Raw genomic sequence first — 16,783 nt, 5'->3', positions numbered from 1 at the left:
TGTCCCCCTCTTCAAAGTGAAGAGGGGGTTTTTATATTGATAGAAATGAGGGAGAGTCGTGAAATTACTAGATTTATTATCAAAAGGAATTGTAATAGGTGATGGTGCGGTTGGGACGTTATTGCATTCACATGGTTTGCAAAGTAGCTTTGAAGAATTGAATGTATCTGATCCAGACTTAATTATATCGATTCATAAACAATATGTAGCTGCTGGAGCAGATGTAATTCAAACGAATACGTATGGAGCAAATGAGGCGAAATTACGTATGTATGGTTTAGAAAATCAAGTTACAGAAATTAATAGAGCGGCAGTAAAACTGGCGAAAGCATCTGTGACAGATAAAAATGCAATTTTAGGAACAATTGGTGGTATGAAACATATCGGAGCTGTTACAACGACTGATATGGAAAGAGAGTTTATGTTACTTGAACAGGCAGGGGCTTTACTAGAAGAACAGGTTGATGGATTACTATTAGAAACTTTTTACGATGAATTTGAATTACTTCATGCCGTTAAAGTATTGCGTAAGCAAACGAATATTCCAATTGTTGCGCAATTAGCGTTACATGAAGCAGGTACGACTCAAAATGGAAATGATGTCAATGAAATATTAAAGCAACTTATAGATTACGGTGCAAATGTTGTTGGGTTGAATTGTCAACTAGGGCCGCTTCATATGACGGAAGCTTTCAAAATGATATCGATTCCTCAAAATGGCTATTTATCAGCATACCCAAATGCAGGCCTCCCGAATTATGTGGATGGACGTTACGTATATGAGGGAAGCCCAGCTTATTTTGAAGCGATGACACCGAGATTTATTGAGCAAGGTATTCGGTTATTGGGTGGTTGTTGTGGTACGACTCCAGAACATATTCAAAGTATGAAGCGCGCTGTTGCGAATATTACCCCTGTAATAGAAAAAGACACGATTCAAAGGCCGAAAGTCGTTCATACGCATGAGAAACGTTCGAAGGCTCACGTCACTCTAGCAGAGAAAGCGAAAAAACAAACGACAGTTGTAGTGGAATTAGATCCACCGAAAACGTTAGATACACAGCGTTTTTTTGAAGGAGCAAGAGCGTTAAAAAGAGCGGGAGCAGATGCTATTACTCTAGCAGATAATTCATTAGCATCGCCTCGTGTTTCTAATATGGCGATGGGTGCGTTATTAACGAAGCATGATATCCCAGTATTGACGCATTTAACGTGTAGAGATCATAACGTCATTGGACTACAATCTCATTTGTTAGGTTTATCGGCGTTAGGGATGGAAGAAGTGTTAGCTTTAACTGGTGATCCAGCGCGCGTTGGTGATTTTCCCGGTGCCACTTCTGTATATGATTTATCCTCTATTGAGCTTATTAAAATGATTAAAGAAATGAACGATGGACGTTCAATTTTAGGGAAATCAATTGGACCGGCGACAAGGTTTTCTGTAGGCGGCGCATTTAATCCTCACGTGAGGCACTTAAAAGCAGCGGTTAAGCGAATGGAACGAAAAATAGATGCTGGAGCGGAGTATTTTTTAACTCAGCCAATTTACGATATCAAGTTAATTGAAGAAGTGTATGAAGCGACAAAGCATTTGGAACAACCTATTTTTATTGGAATTATGCCGTTAGTAAGTAAGCGGAATGCAGATTTTCTTCATTTTGAGGTGCCGGGTATTACTCTTCCTGAAGAAATAAGAGAGAGAATGGATGGACATGAAACGAAAGAGGCAGCAATTGAGGAAGGGATCCGCATTTCACAAGAATTGGTCGACGCAGCGATGCAATATTTTAATGGTATTTATCTTATTACACCATTTTTAAAGTATGAAATTACAGAACATCTTGTTAAATATGTAAGAGAAAAGCAAGAAGTGAAAGAAGGTATTAATTGATGAAGTGTATAGAAGAAAAATTAAAAAATAGCATTTTAATATTAGATGGTGCAATGGGGACAATGATTCAGCAAGAGGATTTAACTGCTGAAGATTTCGGAGGAGAAGAGTACGAGGGCTGTAATGAATATTTAGTGGAAACAAGACCAGACGTTATTTTAAAGATTCATAAAGCTTATATTGAAGCTGGAGCGGATATTATTGAAACAAATACATTTGGGGCAACGAATATTGTACTAAGTGATTATGATCTGTCTCATTTAGATGAAGAACTAAATGAAAAGGCAGCACTTTTGGCGAAGCAAGCTGTTAAAGAAAGCGGGAAGGAAGTATATGTTGCGGGAGCGATGGGACCAACAACGAAAGCAATTAGTGTTACAGGTGGTGTGACTTTTGAAGAATTGATTGAGGCTTATACAAGGCAGGCACGAGGATTATTAAAAGGAGCAGTTGATGTATTACTCGTTGAGACGAGTCAAGATATGCGTAACGTGAAAGCAGCTTATATTGGAATTCAAGCCGCTTTTGAAGAACTGAAAAAAACGGTTCCTATTATGATTTCAGGAACGATTGAGCCAATGGGAACGACTCTGGCTGGGCAAACAATTGAAGCTTTTTATTTATCAGTAGAACATATGAAACCATTATCTGTTGGGTTAAACTGTGCGACTGGTCCGGAGTTTATGAGGGACCATATTCGTTCACTATCTGATTTATCGGAGTGTTACATTTCTTGTTATCCAAATGCAGGTCTTCCTGATGAAGATGGACATTACCATGAATCTCCATCTTCTCTTGCTGAAAAGGTGAAGCGATTTGCTGAAGAAGGATGGGTTAATATTATTGGTGGTTGTTGTGGCACGACACCAGAACATATAAAAGCAATGAAATCCGCGCTAGCATCTCTTAGGCCTCGTGACCATCATGAGAGAGAAGGACATGGAATTAGTGGATTAGAAGCACTGCAATATGATGAGTCTATGAGACCGTTATTTGTAGGTGAAAGAACGAATGTTATTGGGTCACGTAAATTTAAACGCTTAGTAGCAGAAGGGAAATTTGAAGAGGCTGCTGAAGTGGCAAGAGCGCAAGTGAAGAAAAATGCTCATATTATTGACATTTGTATGGCAGATCCTGATCGCGATGAAATAGAAGATATGGAAAACTTCTTAGCAGAAGTTACGAAAGTTTTAAAAGTACCGATTATGATTGATTCAACAGATGAAAATGTGATGGAGCGAGCTCTTACTTATATTCAAGGAAAAGCTGTTATTAATTCAATTAATTTAGAAGATGGAGAAGAACGATTTAAAAAAGTGACACCGCTTCTTCAGAAGTATGGTGCCGCTATAGTTGTAGGAACAATTGATGAAGACGGTATGGCGGTTAGTGCGGAACGAAAGATAGAAATTGCGAAAAGAAGCTATGAATTACTTACAAAGAAGTATGGGATACGCCCGTCAGATATTATTTTTGATGCACTTGTGTTTCCAGTAGGGACAGGTGATGAAGAATATATTGGCTCAGCGGCAGCGACTATAGAAGGAATTCGCCTTATTAAAGAAGCGTTACCAGAGTGTTTAACGATTTTAGGTGTAAGTAACATATCATTTGGTTTACCACCGGCTGGACGTGAAGTATTAAATTCAGTTTTTTTATACCATGCTACGAAAGCAGGATTAGATTACGCGATTGTGAATACGGAAAAATTAGAACGCTATGCGTCGATTCCAGAGGAAGAAAAACGCCTTGCAGATGCCTTACTGTTTGAAACGACGAAAGAGACGTTAGAAGAATTTACAAACTTTTACCGAGTTGCTAAAAAGAAAGATGTCGTTGTGCAAGAAACGTTAACGCTTGATGAAAGACTAGCAAATTATATTGTAGAAGGTACGAAACAAGGATTACACGAGGATTTAAGTCTTGCACTTGAAGAAGGAAGAAAACCTCTTGATATTATTAACGGTCCGCTTATGACAGGGATGGACGAGGTAGGACGACTATTTAATAATAATGAACTTATTGTTGCTGAAGTATTGCAAAGTGCCGAAAGTATGAAAGCCGCTGTAAGCTATTTAGAGCCACATATGGAATCTAGTGATAGTGCGAAAAAAGGGAAAGTATTGTTAGCAACTGTAAAAGGTGACGTGCATGATATTGGGAAAAATCTCGTTGAAATTATTTTAGCGAATAACGGATATGAGATTATTAATTTAGGAATTAATGTACGTTCGGATCGAATTGTTCAAGAAGTACAAGAAAAGAAGCCGGACATTATAGGCCTTTCAGGTTTATTAGTAAAATCAGCGCAACAAATGGTAACGACTGCTGAAGATTTAAAAGCGGCAAATATTGATGTGCCCATTGTTGTAGGTGGTGCAGCGTTAACGAGAAAGTTTACAGATAATCGGATTTCACCATCATATAAAGGACTCGTTTGTTATGCGAGTGATGCGATGACGGGGCTCGATATTATTAATAAGCTTCAAAAAGAAGAAGAGCGTGAGAAGATGAAGCAGGATAAAAAAGAACGTCATCTTCATATCGTAAAAAAAGAGGAGAAGAAAGTAGAAATTCCAGCAGTAATTGAGCCATTACCAAAATCAGAGGTTATGGTGCCTGATTCAACAAAACGAATTGTATTACGAGATGTTCCCGCCCTTCATCTCGCACCATTTCTGAATAGACAAATGCTACTTGGGCATCACCTTGGATTAAAAGGAAATGTGAAGAAGCTTTTGAAAGAGGGAGATAAGAGAGCACATGAATTAAATGATTTAATAGATGAATTATTGCAGGAAGGACAATCTTGGTTAAAGCCGAAAGCAGTGTATCAATTTTTCCCAGCGCAAAGCGACGGACAAAACATTGTAATATATGATCCAGAAGATCATACGCGTGTTATAGAGCGTTTCACATTCCCTAGACAAGGAAAGGCTCCCTATCGTACTTTAGGTGATTATTTGCGCCCAATAGGAGATGAGATGGACTATGTTGCTTTCTTATCTGTTACGGTTGGGGAAGGAGTTCGGGATATTGCTGAAGAGTTGAAGGCGAAAGGTGATTACCTACGTAGTCATGCCATTCAATCGTTAGCGCTTGAATTAGCGGAAGGACTTGCTGAAAAAACACATATGCTCATTCGTGACCGCTGGGGCATTCCGGACTCACCTGAACTGACGATGGAAGAACGTTTCCGTACGAAATATAGAGGAATACGAGTGTCATTTGGTTATCCGGCGTGTCCAGAACTTGCAGATCAAGAAAAGCTATTTCGCTTAATTCATCCAGAGGAAATAGGTATTTCATTAACAGAAGGATTCATGATGGAGCCAGAAGCGTCCGTAACGGCTATGGTATTTTCTCACCCTGAGGCAAGATATTTTAGTGTATTATAGTCTAGAAGGGGGAGACGTATGAAGAAAATAGTCTTTACAGGTGGCGGTTCGGCAGGACATGTAACACCTAATTTAGCCATTATCCCATATTTACAGGAAGACAACTGGGATATCTCTTATATTGGTTCTCACCAAGGTATTGAGAAAACGATTATAGAAAAGGAAGGCATTCCCTACTATAGTATTTCGAGTGGAAAGCTACGTCGTTATTTTGATTTAAAAAATATAAAAGATCCTTTTCTTGTAATGAAGGGGGTTATGGATGCGTATGTAAGAATTCGAAAACTAAAACCAGATGTGATTTTTTCAAAAGGCGGTTTCGTATCTGTACCAGTCGTAATTGGCGGATGGCTAAATAGAGTACCAGTTTTATTACATGAATCTGATATGACGCCAGGACTAGCAAACAAAATTGCGCTTCGTTTTGCTTCGAAAATATTTGTTACATTTGAAGAAGCTGCGAAACATTTACCGAAAGAAAAAGTAATTTATACAGGATCTCCTGTACGTGAAGAAGTACTAAAGGGAAATCGTGAAAAAGGTTTAGCATTTTTAGGCTTTTCACGTAAAAAGCCAGTTATTACAATCATGGGAGGAAGTTTGGGCGCAAAAAAAATTAATGAAACGGTTCGATCCGCGTTACCAGAACTTCTGAAAAAATATCAAATTGTTCACCTTTGCGGAAAAGGTAACCTTGATGAAAGTTTACAAAATAAAGAAGGATATAGACAATTTGAATATGTACATGGAGAACTGCCAGATATATTAGCGGTAACAGATTTTGTTATTTCACGCGCGGGCTCCAACGCAATTTTTGAATTTTTAACATTACAAAAGCCGATGGTTTTAATTCCATTATCGAAATTTGCAAGCCGTGGAGATCAAATATTAAATGCAGAGTCCTTTGAAAGACAAGGATATGCCTCCGTATTATATGAAGAAGATGTAAATGTAAAATCTCTTATAAAGTATGTCGAAGAATTAAGTCAAAATAATGAGAAGTATAAAACAGCACTAAAAAAATATAATGGAAAAGAAGCAATTAAAACAATCATTCAAAATATTTCAGAGGCATGATGAAACAATCATGCCTCTTTTAGTAGGGTGAAAGATTCCAAGAATTGATATTTTTATGTTACAATAAAGTGAAACTTTAATCAGTTGGGTGCATCCCACATCTAACTTCTTTACTGTTACTGAATTTTGAGGAGGGAGTCTTACTGCCCTCAAATAGCGGGATAACAAATGGGTTAATAGGGAAATTCCAATTAATGAGGCGTGAAAATACGAATGGATTAGGAGTGACTGTGTTGGAGCTAAGTCTCTATGAAAATACTGCACTTATTATATGCTTTGTGTTGTACGTTGGTAGTGTTATTGTTTATATTTCAAGGAAATTTTCGCAAGAAAGAGAGCTTGAAAAGTCAGAGATAACAGCTGAACTAGAAATGTTAGCTGATGAAAGTTATAAAAAACAAAAAATAAAAGAAGACCATGAAGCATCCCATCATTTAAACGCAAATAAGTTTTAAAGATGGGGATTTTTTTTGAAGTTGTTCTTTATTGTAGCTATAACAAATAACGCTAAAAAGGAGTTTCCCCATACATAATGAAGGAGTGTATATAAATGAATTTTTATATCGCCTCAGGTTTCCAAAATAAACATCTTGTACGTTCCGTAGCAAATGAACTGAAACATGCAGGATGGCACCATACATATGATTGGACCAAAAATGAAAGAGCAGCGAATGAAGAACAATTAAGAGAAATTGGTCAGGCAGAACAAAATGCTGTAAAAGAAGCGGATGTATTTTTACTTATATTAGATGGCGGAAACGGGAGCCATACAGAGTTTGGAATGGCGATTGCACTAGAGAAAACGATATATGTATATCATGCAGGAAACCCGCTCCAAACAACGTTCTATCACTTGCCAGAAATAAATATTTTTGAAGGAGATGTAGCTGAGTTTGCATCTTATGTTATGAATCATGTGAAATAATAGTAACTACCTAAAAGGTTATAAAAGTGATCTTTTGGGTACAGTGATGATAAGAAACGTATATAAAGGAGTACATAATATGAAATTAGAAAATGGATGGGAAACGAGCTTTTTAGAAGTCGTACAAAATAGTGAATTTAAGAAAGAGGCACTTCTTAGTCAATTGCTTTGTCAGGATAGTGAAGAAGTAGAAGAGCTTGTGGATGATTACGGCTACGAAGAACTTGTTGAACGTGAACATGATGATGAGTTAGCTGAAATCTTAGGAGAAGAACTTTTTAGTGAGATGGAACGCCAAGTATTCTTATCTTCAAACCCAGAAGAAAAATTGATTTCATTCGTCAATGGATTAGGTTTTCATGTGTTAGATTGGATCGTTCTTCTTGAAACAGAATTTGGTATTGATAGTGCAAACTTTACATCAGATGCTGTGAAGGTGTTAGAAAAGCGTTTCAGACAGTTTCCATACATAGAGGACAAGACAATTTTTGATATGACATTTGGAGAATCGATGGATGTATTAGAATCTGTTACAGGATTACAACTAAAGGAAAAGATGAACGTATAATGAAAAAAGAACGTGATTGGATCACGTTCTTTTTTTACATAATAATAATTTTATCATCTAGTTTTGTCTGCCCGGTAAGAAGTGCGTTTAAATATTCCACTTTTCTTATACAAGCTTGTATATGTCTTTCAATCTCTTGTAACTCTGCTTGGTGATGCGTTTCAATTGGATGAATTTGTACGTTGAATTTTTCAAATTGACTACTATATGTTATTTCTGCATAGCCGCTCATAATATCGGTTTCGTTATGAAATAAAAATTGCTTCGTTTTGTCACAGAATGATACATCCTGAAAGCCATATACTTTTAATGCTTCAATTACTTTTTTAATCATTTTTGTATTCATTTTTTAACCCTCTTTACGAAGTTCTACTTATATATTATAACATAAAAAATTACATAGAAAGCGCTTCCAAGTGTATTTTATTATAAACTTTACGTTTCAATCACAAAAATGAAACAAAGAAAAAATAATTGTAAAGAAGGAAGGACTCTTTTATTGTTTCGTCATATATATAGAGAAATAGTGCAATGAAAGGAAATTTTCCGAGGTGGAGATCGTATTTCCAATTTGAGCGCAGTAAAAGAGGTGAGAATTTTGAACTTTGATATTGTAGGACAAAAAGCATATATAAAAGATGGACCGCATCGGAACCGAATTGGAATTGTAAAGAAAAACGAGACAAAATTAGCATCGCAGTTTGCTATTGTAATTGGAGAACAAGTCATTGATGTAGAGCTAAAGGATATCGTGTTAGTTGGAGTAGACGTAGGACAATTTCATAAATGGTGCGAACAAAATGGTTATTTGTGAAAAGGACGGGCTGTGAGATAATGAAATATATTTGAGGAAAGAGGATATGTTATTGTATTCTCTTTTTCTATGTTTAAGGAGGCGAAAATGAAATATAAAGAACAGGAGTTTACGTTGGAGTTAAAAGAGAACATTCAATGTATGGAGAAGGAAATAGAGCGAATATCACTTAAACTGCATAAAGAGTATTCACGTTTATACATAGAAAACCACATGGAATTAGATATGGGATTTGCAAGGGAAAAAGAGAATCCCTTTGAGGTGGGTTATTATTCATCAGTTGCTATAGCTATATTAGATGAAGAAAAAGAGCTGATTGAATTTCATAATATTCCGATTTGGAAATGCGAAAGAATCTTTTTAGGAATGCCAATTCAATCAAACATTTTGGGGAGTAAGAAAGTAGGGGAACTCGCTGATGAATCTTGTTATGAGATTGAGGAAGAGTTAAAAGAGCAACTAGAAGAATACTTAGAGTGATAATTCTCAAGATAAAATCTATAAAGAGGGAACGGAATAAAAAAGACGCTAACAATTGTATGTTAGCGTCTTTTTTTCATTATGAAGCAATTTCACCAGTTTTTGTATCATCTTGATTGTACGTATCTAGATCTAATTCACCAAGCCATTTACTTGAAATAAGACCTGCTGTCATAGAGCCACTTACGTTAAGAGCTGTACGCCCCATATCGATTAATGGCTCAACCGAGATAACTAGAGCAACAATACCGATTGGTAAGTTCATTGTAGATAGTACGATTAAAGCTGCGAATGTTGCGCCGCCACCAACTCCAGCAACACCGAATGAGCTAATAGCAACAACAGCGATTAAAGTTAAAATAAATTGTGGTTGTAATGGATCAATTCCTACAGTTGGAGCGACCATCATTGCAAGCATTGCTGGATAAATACCTGCGCAACCGTTTTGTCCGATAGATACCCCAAATGAAGCTGCGAAGTTTGCAATTCCTTCGGAAATACCAAGCTTTTCTTTTTGCGCTTCAATATTTAATGGCATCGCACCAGCACTAGAGCGAGATGTGAATGCAAAAGTTAGTACAGGGAACACTTTTTTCAAATATTGAATTGGATTTAAACCAGACAATGCAATTAATAATAAGTGAATGATAAACATTACGATAAGTGCTACGTAAGAGGCTAACACGAAGTTACCAAGTTTTAAAATAGCATTTATATCGCTACCAGCAACTGTTTTTGCCATAAGAGCTAATACGCCGTATGGAGTAAGGCGTAAAATTAATGTTACCATACGCATTACGATTGCATATACAGCATCAAGTATTTTCTTAAATAGCTCTGCTTGTTCTGGGTATTTTCGTTTTACACCTATAAAGGCAATGCCGATAAAGGCTGCAAATATTACGACAGAAATTGTTGATGTTGGACGAGCGCCTGTTAAATCAAGAAACGGATTTGTAGGCAATAGCTCTAATAATTTATCTGGAATTGTTGTCTTTTCAATAGAAGTAAATCTTTCTTCAACTAGTTTCAGACGAGCAGATTCTGCATCACCTTGTTGTAGGCCTGTTGCAGATACATCAAATCCTGCACTTGCAGCGATACCGACAGCTGCAGCGATTCCTGTAGTAAGAATTAAAATACCGATAATAAGGCCACTAATTTTACCAAGATTTTTCGTTAACTGTAATTTTGTAAATGCTGAAATAATAGATACTAAAATAAGTGGCATAACGATCATTTGAAGTAATTTTACATAACCGTTACCGATTAAGCCAAACCAAGTATTTGATTCAATAATTACTTTAGAAGTTGGCTCATAAATAAATTGTAATATAAGACCGAATAAAATTCCGACTCCTAAAGCGGTAAATACACGTTTATTAAAAGATACATGCTTACGTTGCATATAATATAATACGCCAACTAAGATGAGCATGACTGCAACGTTAATTCCGACAAGCAGTGTATTCATGTTGATTCCCCCTAATTCCAATCTGTTATATAGAATATAAGGTAATAAAACCTATAAGTCAACTAGGAAATTCCGGAATTAAAAAAAAGATGGCAAAATGCCATCTTTTAATGTCCAGCCCCAGGCACAAGTAAGAATGTCGTGTAGTATGTAAATCCTATGAAGAAAACAGTTAAATATGCCCCAAATACGTATATATACATACGCTCTGTTAATTTTAAATAGCTTAAAAGTACGAAGAAACCTGTTTGTCCTAAAAATAGTAGTGCGGCCGGTTGCATATCCCCTACGTAAAACATGACCGAGAAAATTCCAGTCCAAAAGCCGAGAACGCGAAACATGCGCTCCATGCGATCTCCCTCCTTTTCTAAAAAAAGTAAACCTCACCTCATTATAGTTTATTTTTCTTACTATTGTAAATATTCGTTCATATAAAAAGAAGCCAATTATTATTGGCTTCTTTTTATATGAAAAATTAAATTGTTAGTTTATAATTACAAGATTTACATCCATCTAATAGACTATCATTTCGAGTTAATTCCATGTTAGGGAATAGGATTTCAAAAATTCCTTTCATCATATCTCCGTGCATGTTACAAATTTCAGTTGGATGATGAACAGCAACTTCTTTAAATGGACAATTGTGTACATCATAGAAAATTTTTGTTCCATCTGCACTTAATTCAAATGCAGGTGATAAGCCAGCTGTTGAGAAAGCTTCTTTTGCAATTTGAACTTTTTGTTCCACTGTTAAAGCATCTTCACTCACATTTAAACGTTGCATATGTTGTTGCATTAATTCAGCTCCGAATTGTTTTCCTGTTTCGTATAGCGCTTTTTCACCAGCAGCGCCAAGGCTAAGTAAAGAATTAAATGCGATTCTTGCTAACAATTGATAATCACGGAATGGAAATTGTAATTGGATAACATCTTCAGATAAGACATACAATCTGCTCGGTCGTCCGCCTTTTCCAGTTTTCTTCGTTTCCGATTTTAGCATATGAACATCTTCTAATTTAGATAAATGTAAACGCGCTACGTTTGGATGAATGTCAAACTCATCTGCAATTTCTTGTACCGTTACGTAACTATGTTTTTGCGAAATATATTTATAAATGTAATAACGAGTTGGGTCAGATAATACACCTGTAATTTTTAAAGCTTGTTCCATGAGGATCTCCACCTTTATCACTTTATCCAAGATAATAACATTATAATACAGATAAACATGAGTATAGGTAATTTCAGACAATAATTCGGAAATTGTTCATAATTTCACAAACATATTTTTCCTTTTTCCTCTATTGAAAATACAAAAGTCCAAATTTTTATTGCGTATGTTTTCATGCTATATACATAGTGAGGAGGGAAAAGTGATGAATGGGATTGAAATTTTTGCGAATGCAATTTTAAAAGAAGCGTGTAGGGTACAAGCGTCAGATTTACATATTGTGCCCCGGCAGAAGGATGTAGCGGTGCAACTACGTATAGGAAAAGATTTAATGACGATACAGTGTATTGAAAAGGAGTTTGGAGAAAAACTTGTCTCACATTTCAAATTTTTAGCATCTATGGACATAGGCGAGAAACGGAAGCCACAGAATGGTTCGTTGTATTTGCAAATTGATGGACAAGAAGTGTATTTACGCCTTTCCACACTTCCAACAGTATATCAAGAAAGTCTTGTTATTCGTCTTCATTTACAAGCATCTGTTCAGCCCTTATCACATCTTTCGTTATTTCCAAGTACGGCAGCAAAACTACTCTCGTTTTTACGCTATTCACAGGGGCTACTTGTGTTTACTGGACCGACTGGATCTGGGAAGACGACGACAATGTATGCATTATTAGAGGTAATTAGAAAAAAGAAAACACGTCGCATCATTACACTTGAAGATCCGGTTGAAAAAAGAAGTGACGATGTATTACAAATTCAAATAAATGAAAAAGCGGGTCTCACATATGAAACAGGATTAAAGGCTATTTTACGTCATGATCCAGATATTATTTTAGTCGGTGAAATCCGTGATGAAGAAACAGCAAAAATAGCTATAAGAGCAAGTTTGACAGGACATTTAGTAATGACAACGCTGCATACGAATGATGCGAAAGGAGCAATCATTCGTTTCATAGATTATGGTATAACGAGGCAAGAGATTGAACAGTCTTTATTGGCTGTAGCTGCACAGCGACTTGTCGAATTGAAGTGTCCGTTTTGCAGAGGAAAGTGCTCAACTTTATGTAAATCAATGAGGCAAGTAAGGCAGGCTAGCATTTATGAGCTACTATATGGATATGAGTTAAAACAAGCGCTTAAAGAAGCTGATGGAGAATGTGTTACTTACAAACATGAGACTTTAGAATCATCAATACGAAAAGGATATGCTTTAGGTTTTTTAGAAGAAGATGTTTATGTTTAAGAAAACTTGGAGTTTAAGTGATCAAGTAGTATTGTTGAAACGTTTAGGAGAATTATTAGAAAAAGGCTACTCTCTTTTACAAGCATTAGAATTTTTACAGTTTCAATTACCTGTAGAAAAGAAAGTACAATTGCAGCGCATGATTGAGGAGTTAAAAGATGGGAAAAGTCTACACGATTCTTTTCATCAGTTAAAGTTTCATCAGGACATGTTAAGTTATTTATTTTATGCCGAGCAACATGGTGATATTTCTTTTGCTTTGCAACAAGGAAGTGCACTTCTTTATAAGAAAGATAAGTATAGGAGAGACATGATGAAAATAATGCAGTATCCTATGTTTTTGATGTTTTTTCTACTAATCATGCTCTTTATTTTTAAACTCATTTTATTACCTCAGGTTGAAATAGTTTATAGTTCGTTCGGTTCTAATACACCACTACTTACAGAAAAAATTTTAAGTGCAATAAAACTGCTACCTTACATTATTTTAGTCGCTATTTTAACTGTTATTATTGGAGGTATTTTATACATGTTGTATTTTAGGAAACTTCCACATATTAGACAGGTAAAAATTATGCTTCGTATTCCCCTCATCAAAACATTTCTTATTTTAAAGCATTCACATTATTTTGCTACTCAGTTGAGTGGTTTATTAAATGGTGGACTATCAGTATGTGAAGCTTTAACAATAATGATGGAGCAAAGATATCATCCGTTCTTTAAATATGAAGCGAGCCGGATTGAAAGACAATTAATTGGAGGAGAACAGTTACAATCTATCATTGCTAAAAGTGGGTATTACGAGAAAGAACTTTCTTATGTTATTACGCATGGACAAGCAAACGGCAATTTAGGGATTGAATTAGGTGACTATAGCGATCTTATTATGGAAAAGATGGAACGGAAAATTAAACATATGTTAGTTATCATTCAGCCTATTTTATTTACATGTATTGGAGGAATCGTTGTCCTTATGTATTTAGCGATGATTATGCCGATGTTTCAAATGATGAATTCTATTTAGGGGGCATTTGTATGCAGAATGAGGAAGGATTTACTCTGTTAGAGATGCTATTAGTGATGGTTGTCATAACTATATTATTACTATTAATTATTCCGAATGTAGTTACACAGCGCTCATCGGTCCAAGGAAAAGGGTGTGCAGCTTACGTGAAAGCTATAGAAGCGCAAATACAAGTATATCAATTACAACATAATAAAATTCCATCGTTAAAAGAACTGACAGATGAAAAGTATATTACAACTGATAAGTGCCCGAATGGCGAATCTATTCATATTTCAGATGATGGCGCAGTATCAATTAGGGCATTGTGAAACAACAGGGGTTTACTTTTTTAGAAATGTTACTCGTTTTATTTGCTATTTCTGTATTAAGTATAGTTACGTATTTTAGCGTGCATTCCTTATACGAGCGACAAAAAGTTGAACAATTTTTGAGGCAGTTTTCAAATGATATTTTGTATATGCAGCAATTAGCGATAAACCGTCAAAAGCACTATACATTACGTTGGCATAAAGATAGAAATATGTATGCTATAAAAGAGTCAGGTACAAAGTATTATATCGTCAAGCGAGAGTATGAAGAAGATATACAAATTGATTTGCATACGTTTCCAAATCCGATGACATATAATCCAAGTGGAAATATTAATAGAGGTGGTACGATTATAATTTCGTATAGAAATTATAAATATGAAATTGTATTTCAGCTTGGAAGAGGGAGATTTACGTATCGTGAAATGTCAAAAAGGATCCATAATGGCTGAAATGATTGTATCGTTAAGTGTTTTAATGATGGCTGTATCTTTACTACTACCGCAAACAGTATTAGTTATGCAAGAAAGAAAAAATATACAAATTCGTTATAAGGCATCTGGATTATTAAAAAAAGAAGCAGCTATATATATGTATGGAAATGAAGAAAAGCGAATAATAGAAAAGAATATAAATGGAATTGTGTATTACACATATTGGGGAGGCAATGAAGTTTGTACCATGTGGAGAGATGTGAAAGACAGAATGATGGAACAATGCTTTTATGTAGGAGAAAAAATAAATTAGAATTTGGTTTTTCATTAATAGAAATGATTGTATGTCTGTTTCTATTATCAATATTTTTTTTGCTCCTTCCCCGCCTACATTTCATTGAAATGGGAAATAAACAGTCGAAAGGGTTAAATGATTGGGAGTGGGATGTGTATTTAGGGCAAATGCAGTTGGAGTTTCGTGAAGTATCATCTGGAGAACAGCTATCATTTGAAAATGGAGAAAGTATTTTACGATTCCGATCGCGTAATGGGAGTGAAGTATCGTATGAAAAAGAGAATAGTCGTCTTATAAGAAAGGTAAATAGGCGCGGGAGGGAAGTTGTTTTACAAAATATTGGAACAGTTTCTTACAAACTAACACCTCATGTACTCATTATAAATGTAAAAGATACTAGTGGGAAAATATATGAAGGTGTAGTTATGCGATATAGCGAAATAGGAATAAACGTATGAGAAAGCAAAATGGATTTACAATGCCTGGAACGATTATCTTTCTTATTTTATTAACTTCTTTTTTTATATACGAAACAAATATGTTGTTTACAGATAAAAATTTTTATATAGAAATAGAACAAAAGTTTTTATTGGATGAATTACTTAACCGATCTATTACAGATATAAAAAAAGATTTACAGCAAAAAGAAAAAGAAGGTACATTTTTCTTTCAGTATGAAAAGGGAGAAGCGAGTGGAAATTATGTCTTTGAAAATGATTTAATTCTCGTTACGTTGCAGTGCACACTCAAACAGGAAGCTTTCTATACGGTGAGTTTTCGGTATAGAAAAAAGGATGGAAAAATAGTGGATTGGATAGAAGGATAATATGTGAAATATATGGAGATAAACCAGGATTTTCTATTGTAAATTGAATTGATTTTTTAGAAGAAATGGATAAATATAATGATTAAAAGTTTAAATTTTCTCAAAAAAGAGAAAGGTAGAAAGAATATGATATATTCATGCTATCCAATCATTATTTTTAGGGAGAATAGGGAAATGACAAACAACAATCAAATAGGTGAAAATAAGGAACAAACTATTTTTGATCATAAAGGAAATACGATTATGACAGAAGATAGAGAAATACACATTATTTCAAAATTCGAAGAACCTCTTATTGTCGTATTAGCAAATGTACTAAGTGATGAAGAGTGTGGTGAATTGATTGAAATGTCTAAAAATAAAATGGAGCGTTCTAAAATTGGTTCATCACGTGATGTAAATGATATTCGAACAAGTAGCGGTGCATTTTTGGAAGACAATGAACTTACTTCAAAGATTGAAAAACGAATTTCATCTATCATGAATGTTCCTGCGTCGCATGGTGAAGGATTACACATTTTAAATTATGAAGTGGATCAACAATATAAAGCCCACTATGATTATTTTGCGGAACATAGTAGATCAGCTGCTAATAATCGTATTAGTACGCTTGTAATGTATTTAAATGATGTAGAAGAAGGCGGAGAAACGTACTTCCCGAAATTAAATCTTTCTGTACACCCTAGAAAGGGAATGGCAGTATACTTTGAGTATTTTTATCAAGATCAATCAATAAATGAGCTTACGTTACACGGAGGGGCACCTGTAACGAAAGGTGAGAAATGGATTGCAACGCAGTGGGTGAGAAGAGGTACTTATAAGTAAAAGCGAGTGTTACGTTTTGTT

General features: G+C 35.3%; 20 protein-coding genes. 16 read left to right on the top strand and 4 right to left on the bottom strand.

Annotation, left to right across the window (positions count from 1 at the left end):
• Window positions 1-58: 58 nt before the first annotated feature.
• The 6 genes from NST90_RS20100 to NST90_RS20075 all read left to right on the top strand — a co-directional run bounded on the left by NST90_RS20100 (window position 59) and on the right by NST90_RS20075 (window position 7,859).
• Window positions 59-1,891, top strand: coding sequence for a bifunctional homocysteine S-methyltransferase/methylenetetrahydrofolate reductase (locus NST90_RS20100; protein WP_025709779.1), 1,833 nt, complete (start codon window positions 59-61; stop codon window positions 1,889-1,891).
• Window positions 1,891-5,289: a methionine synthase gene (metH, locus tag NST90_RS20095; protein ID WP_025709780.1), complete on the top strand. Its 3,399-nt coding sequence runs from the start codon at window positions 1,891-1,893 to the stop codon at window positions 5,287-5,289. Before NST90_RS20100 ends, metH begins: the two co-directional genes overlap by 1 nt.
• 18 nt (window positions 5,290-5,307) lie before the next feature.
• Entirely contained in the window at window positions 5,308-6,366 is a 1,059-nt protein-coding gene (gene murG / locus NST90_RS20090) for an undecaprenyldiphospho-muramoylpentapeptide beta-N-acetylglucosaminyltransferase (RefSeq protein ID WP_000724779.1), read from the top strand.
• A 194-nt stretch (window positions 6,367-6,560) separates the two neighbouring features.
• A complete protein-coding gene (locus tag NST90_RS20085) occupies window positions 6,561-6,821 on the top strand; it encodes a DUF3966 domain-containing protein (protein ID WP_001250699.1) in 261 nt (86 codons plus the stop codon).
• 95 nt (window positions 6,822-6,916) lie between these two features.
• A complete protein-coding gene (locus NST90_RS20080) occupies window positions 6,917-7,291 on the top strand; it encodes a nucleoside 2-deoxyribosyltransferase (protein ID WP_001012345.1) in 375 nt (124 codons plus the stop codon).
• A gap of 79 nt (window positions 7,292-7,370) precedes the next feature.
• On the top strand, window positions 7,371-7,859 hold the full coding sequence (locus NST90_RS20075; protein WP_000764267.1) for a hypothetical protein: 489 nt from the start codon (window positions 7,371-7,373) through the stop codon (window positions 7,857-7,859).
• 34 nt (window positions 7,860-7,893) lie between these two features.
• Here the strand turns inward: NST90_RS20075 and NST90_RS20070 are convergent, their stop codons facing one another.
• Window positions 7,894-8,205, bottom strand: coding sequence for a hypothetical protein (locus NST90_RS20070; protein WP_001093237.1), 312 nt, complete (start codon window positions 8,203-8,205; stop codon window positions 7,894-7,896).
• Window positions 8,206-8,457: 252 nt separating this feature from the next.
• Here NST90_RS20070 and NST90_RS20065 point away from each other — a divergent pair, with 252 nt between their 5' ends.
• Entirely contained in the window at window positions 8,458-8,673 is a 216-nt protein-coding gene (locus tag NST90_RS20065) for a DUF3912 family protein (protein ID WP_001008327.1), read from the top strand.
• An 87-nt stretch (window positions 8,674-8,760) separates the two neighbouring features.
• Entirely contained in the window at window positions 8,761-9,153 is a 393-nt protein-coding gene (locus tag NST90_RS20060) for a hypothetical protein (RefSeq protein ID WP_074618771.1), read from the top strand.
• A 79-nt stretch (window positions 9,154-9,232) separates the two neighbouring features.
• Here NST90_RS20060 and NST90_RS20055 read toward each other — a convergent pair whose 3' ends face one another.
• The 3 genes from NST90_RS20055 to NST90_RS20045 form a co-directional block, all read right to left on the bottom strand.
• On the bottom strand, window positions 9,233-10,627 hold the full coding sequence (locus tag NST90_RS20055; RefSeq protein ID WP_074618770.1) for an L-cystine transporter: 1,395 nt from the start codon (window positions 10,625-10,627) through the stop codon (window positions 9,233-9,235).
• Window positions 10,628-10,734: 107 nt separating this feature from the next.
• Window positions 10,735-10,977, bottom strand: a complete 243-nt coding sequence (locus tag NST90_RS20050; protein WP_000440716.1) for a DUF2626 domain-containing protein — start codon at window positions 10,975-10,977, stop codon at window positions 10,735-10,737.
• A gap of 125 nt (window positions 10,978-11,102) precedes the next feature.
• Window positions 11,103-11,798, bottom strand: a complete 696-nt coding sequence (locus NST90_RS20045) for a helix-turn-helix domain-containing protein (RefSeq protein ID WP_000434125.1) — start codon at window positions 11,796-11,798, stop codon at window positions 11,103-11,105.
• Between the two features lie 205 nt (window positions 11,799-12,003).
• On the opposite strand from NST90_RS20045, the gene comGA reads away from it, so the two are divergent.
• From comGA to NST90_RS20005, 8 genes are all read left to right on the top strand, one after another.
• On the top strand, window positions 12,004-13,047 hold the full coding sequence (comGA, locus tag NST90_RS20040; protein ID WP_001013167.1) for a competence type IV pilus ATPase ComGA: 1,044 nt from the start codon (window positions 12,004-12,006) through the stop codon (window positions 13,045-13,047).
• Window positions 13,034-14,071, top strand: a complete 1,038-nt coding sequence (gene comGB, locus NST90_RS20035; protein WP_016123380.1) for a competence type IV pilus assembly protein ComGB — start codon at window positions 13,034-13,036, stop codon at window positions 14,069-14,071. The genes comGA and comGB overlap by 14 nt, the downstream gene beginning before the upstream one ends.
• 11 nt (window positions 14,072-14,082) lie before the next feature.
• The gene (gene comGC / locus NST90_RS20030) at window positions 14,083-14,382 is read left to right on the top strand and encodes a competence type IV pilus major pilin ComGC (RefSeq protein ID WP_001178684.1); all 300 of its coding nucleotides are present in this window, start codon (window positions 14,083-14,085) and stop codon (window positions 14,380-14,382) included.
• The gene (gene comGD / locus NST90_RS20025; protein WP_000813141.1) at window positions 14,379-14,834 is read left to right on the top strand and encodes a competence type IV pilus minor pilin ComGD; all 456 of its coding nucleotides are present in this window, start codon (window positions 14,379-14,381) and stop codon (window positions 14,832-14,834) included. Before comGC ends, comGD begins: the two co-directional genes overlap by 4 nt.
• On the top strand, window positions 14,827-15,129 hold the full coding sequence (locus tag NST90_RS20020) for a hypothetical protein (RefSeq protein WP_000829464.1): 303 nt from the start codon (window positions 14,827-14,829) through the stop codon (window positions 15,127-15,129). The genes comGD and NST90_RS20020 overlap by 8 nt, the downstream gene beginning before the upstream one ends.
• Window positions 15,099-15,569, top strand: coding sequence for a competence type IV pilus minor pilin ComGF (gene comGF, locus NST90_RS20015; protein ID WP_000923106.1), 471 nt, complete (start codon window positions 15,099-15,101; stop codon window positions 15,567-15,569). The genes NST90_RS20020 and comGF overlap by 31 nt, the downstream gene beginning before the upstream one ends.
• Entirely contained in the window at window positions 15,566-15,937 is a 372-nt protein-coding gene (comGG, locus tag NST90_RS20010) for a competence type IV pilus minor pilin ComGG (RefSeq protein WP_001231318.1), read from the top strand. The genes comGF and comGG overlap by 4 nt, the downstream gene beginning before the upstream one ends.
• Window positions 15,938-16,111: 174 nt before the next feature.
• Window positions 16,112-16,762, top strand: a complete 651-nt coding sequence (locus NST90_RS20005) for a 2OG-Fe(II) oxygenase (protein WP_000183867.1) — start codon at window positions 16,112-16,114, stop codon at window positions 16,760-16,762.
• The last annotated feature ends 21 nt before the right edge of the window (window positions 16,763-16,783 follow it).

Source organism: Bacillus sp. FSL E2-8900, from assembly GCF_037966225.1.
Classification (GTDB): domain Bacteria; phylum Bacillota; class Bacilli; order Bacillales; family Bacillaceae_G; genus Bacillus_A; species Bacillus_A cereus.
The sequence above is the reverse complement of the archived record's forward strand: the minus strand, read 5'-3'. Positions and strand labels throughout refer to the sequence as shown.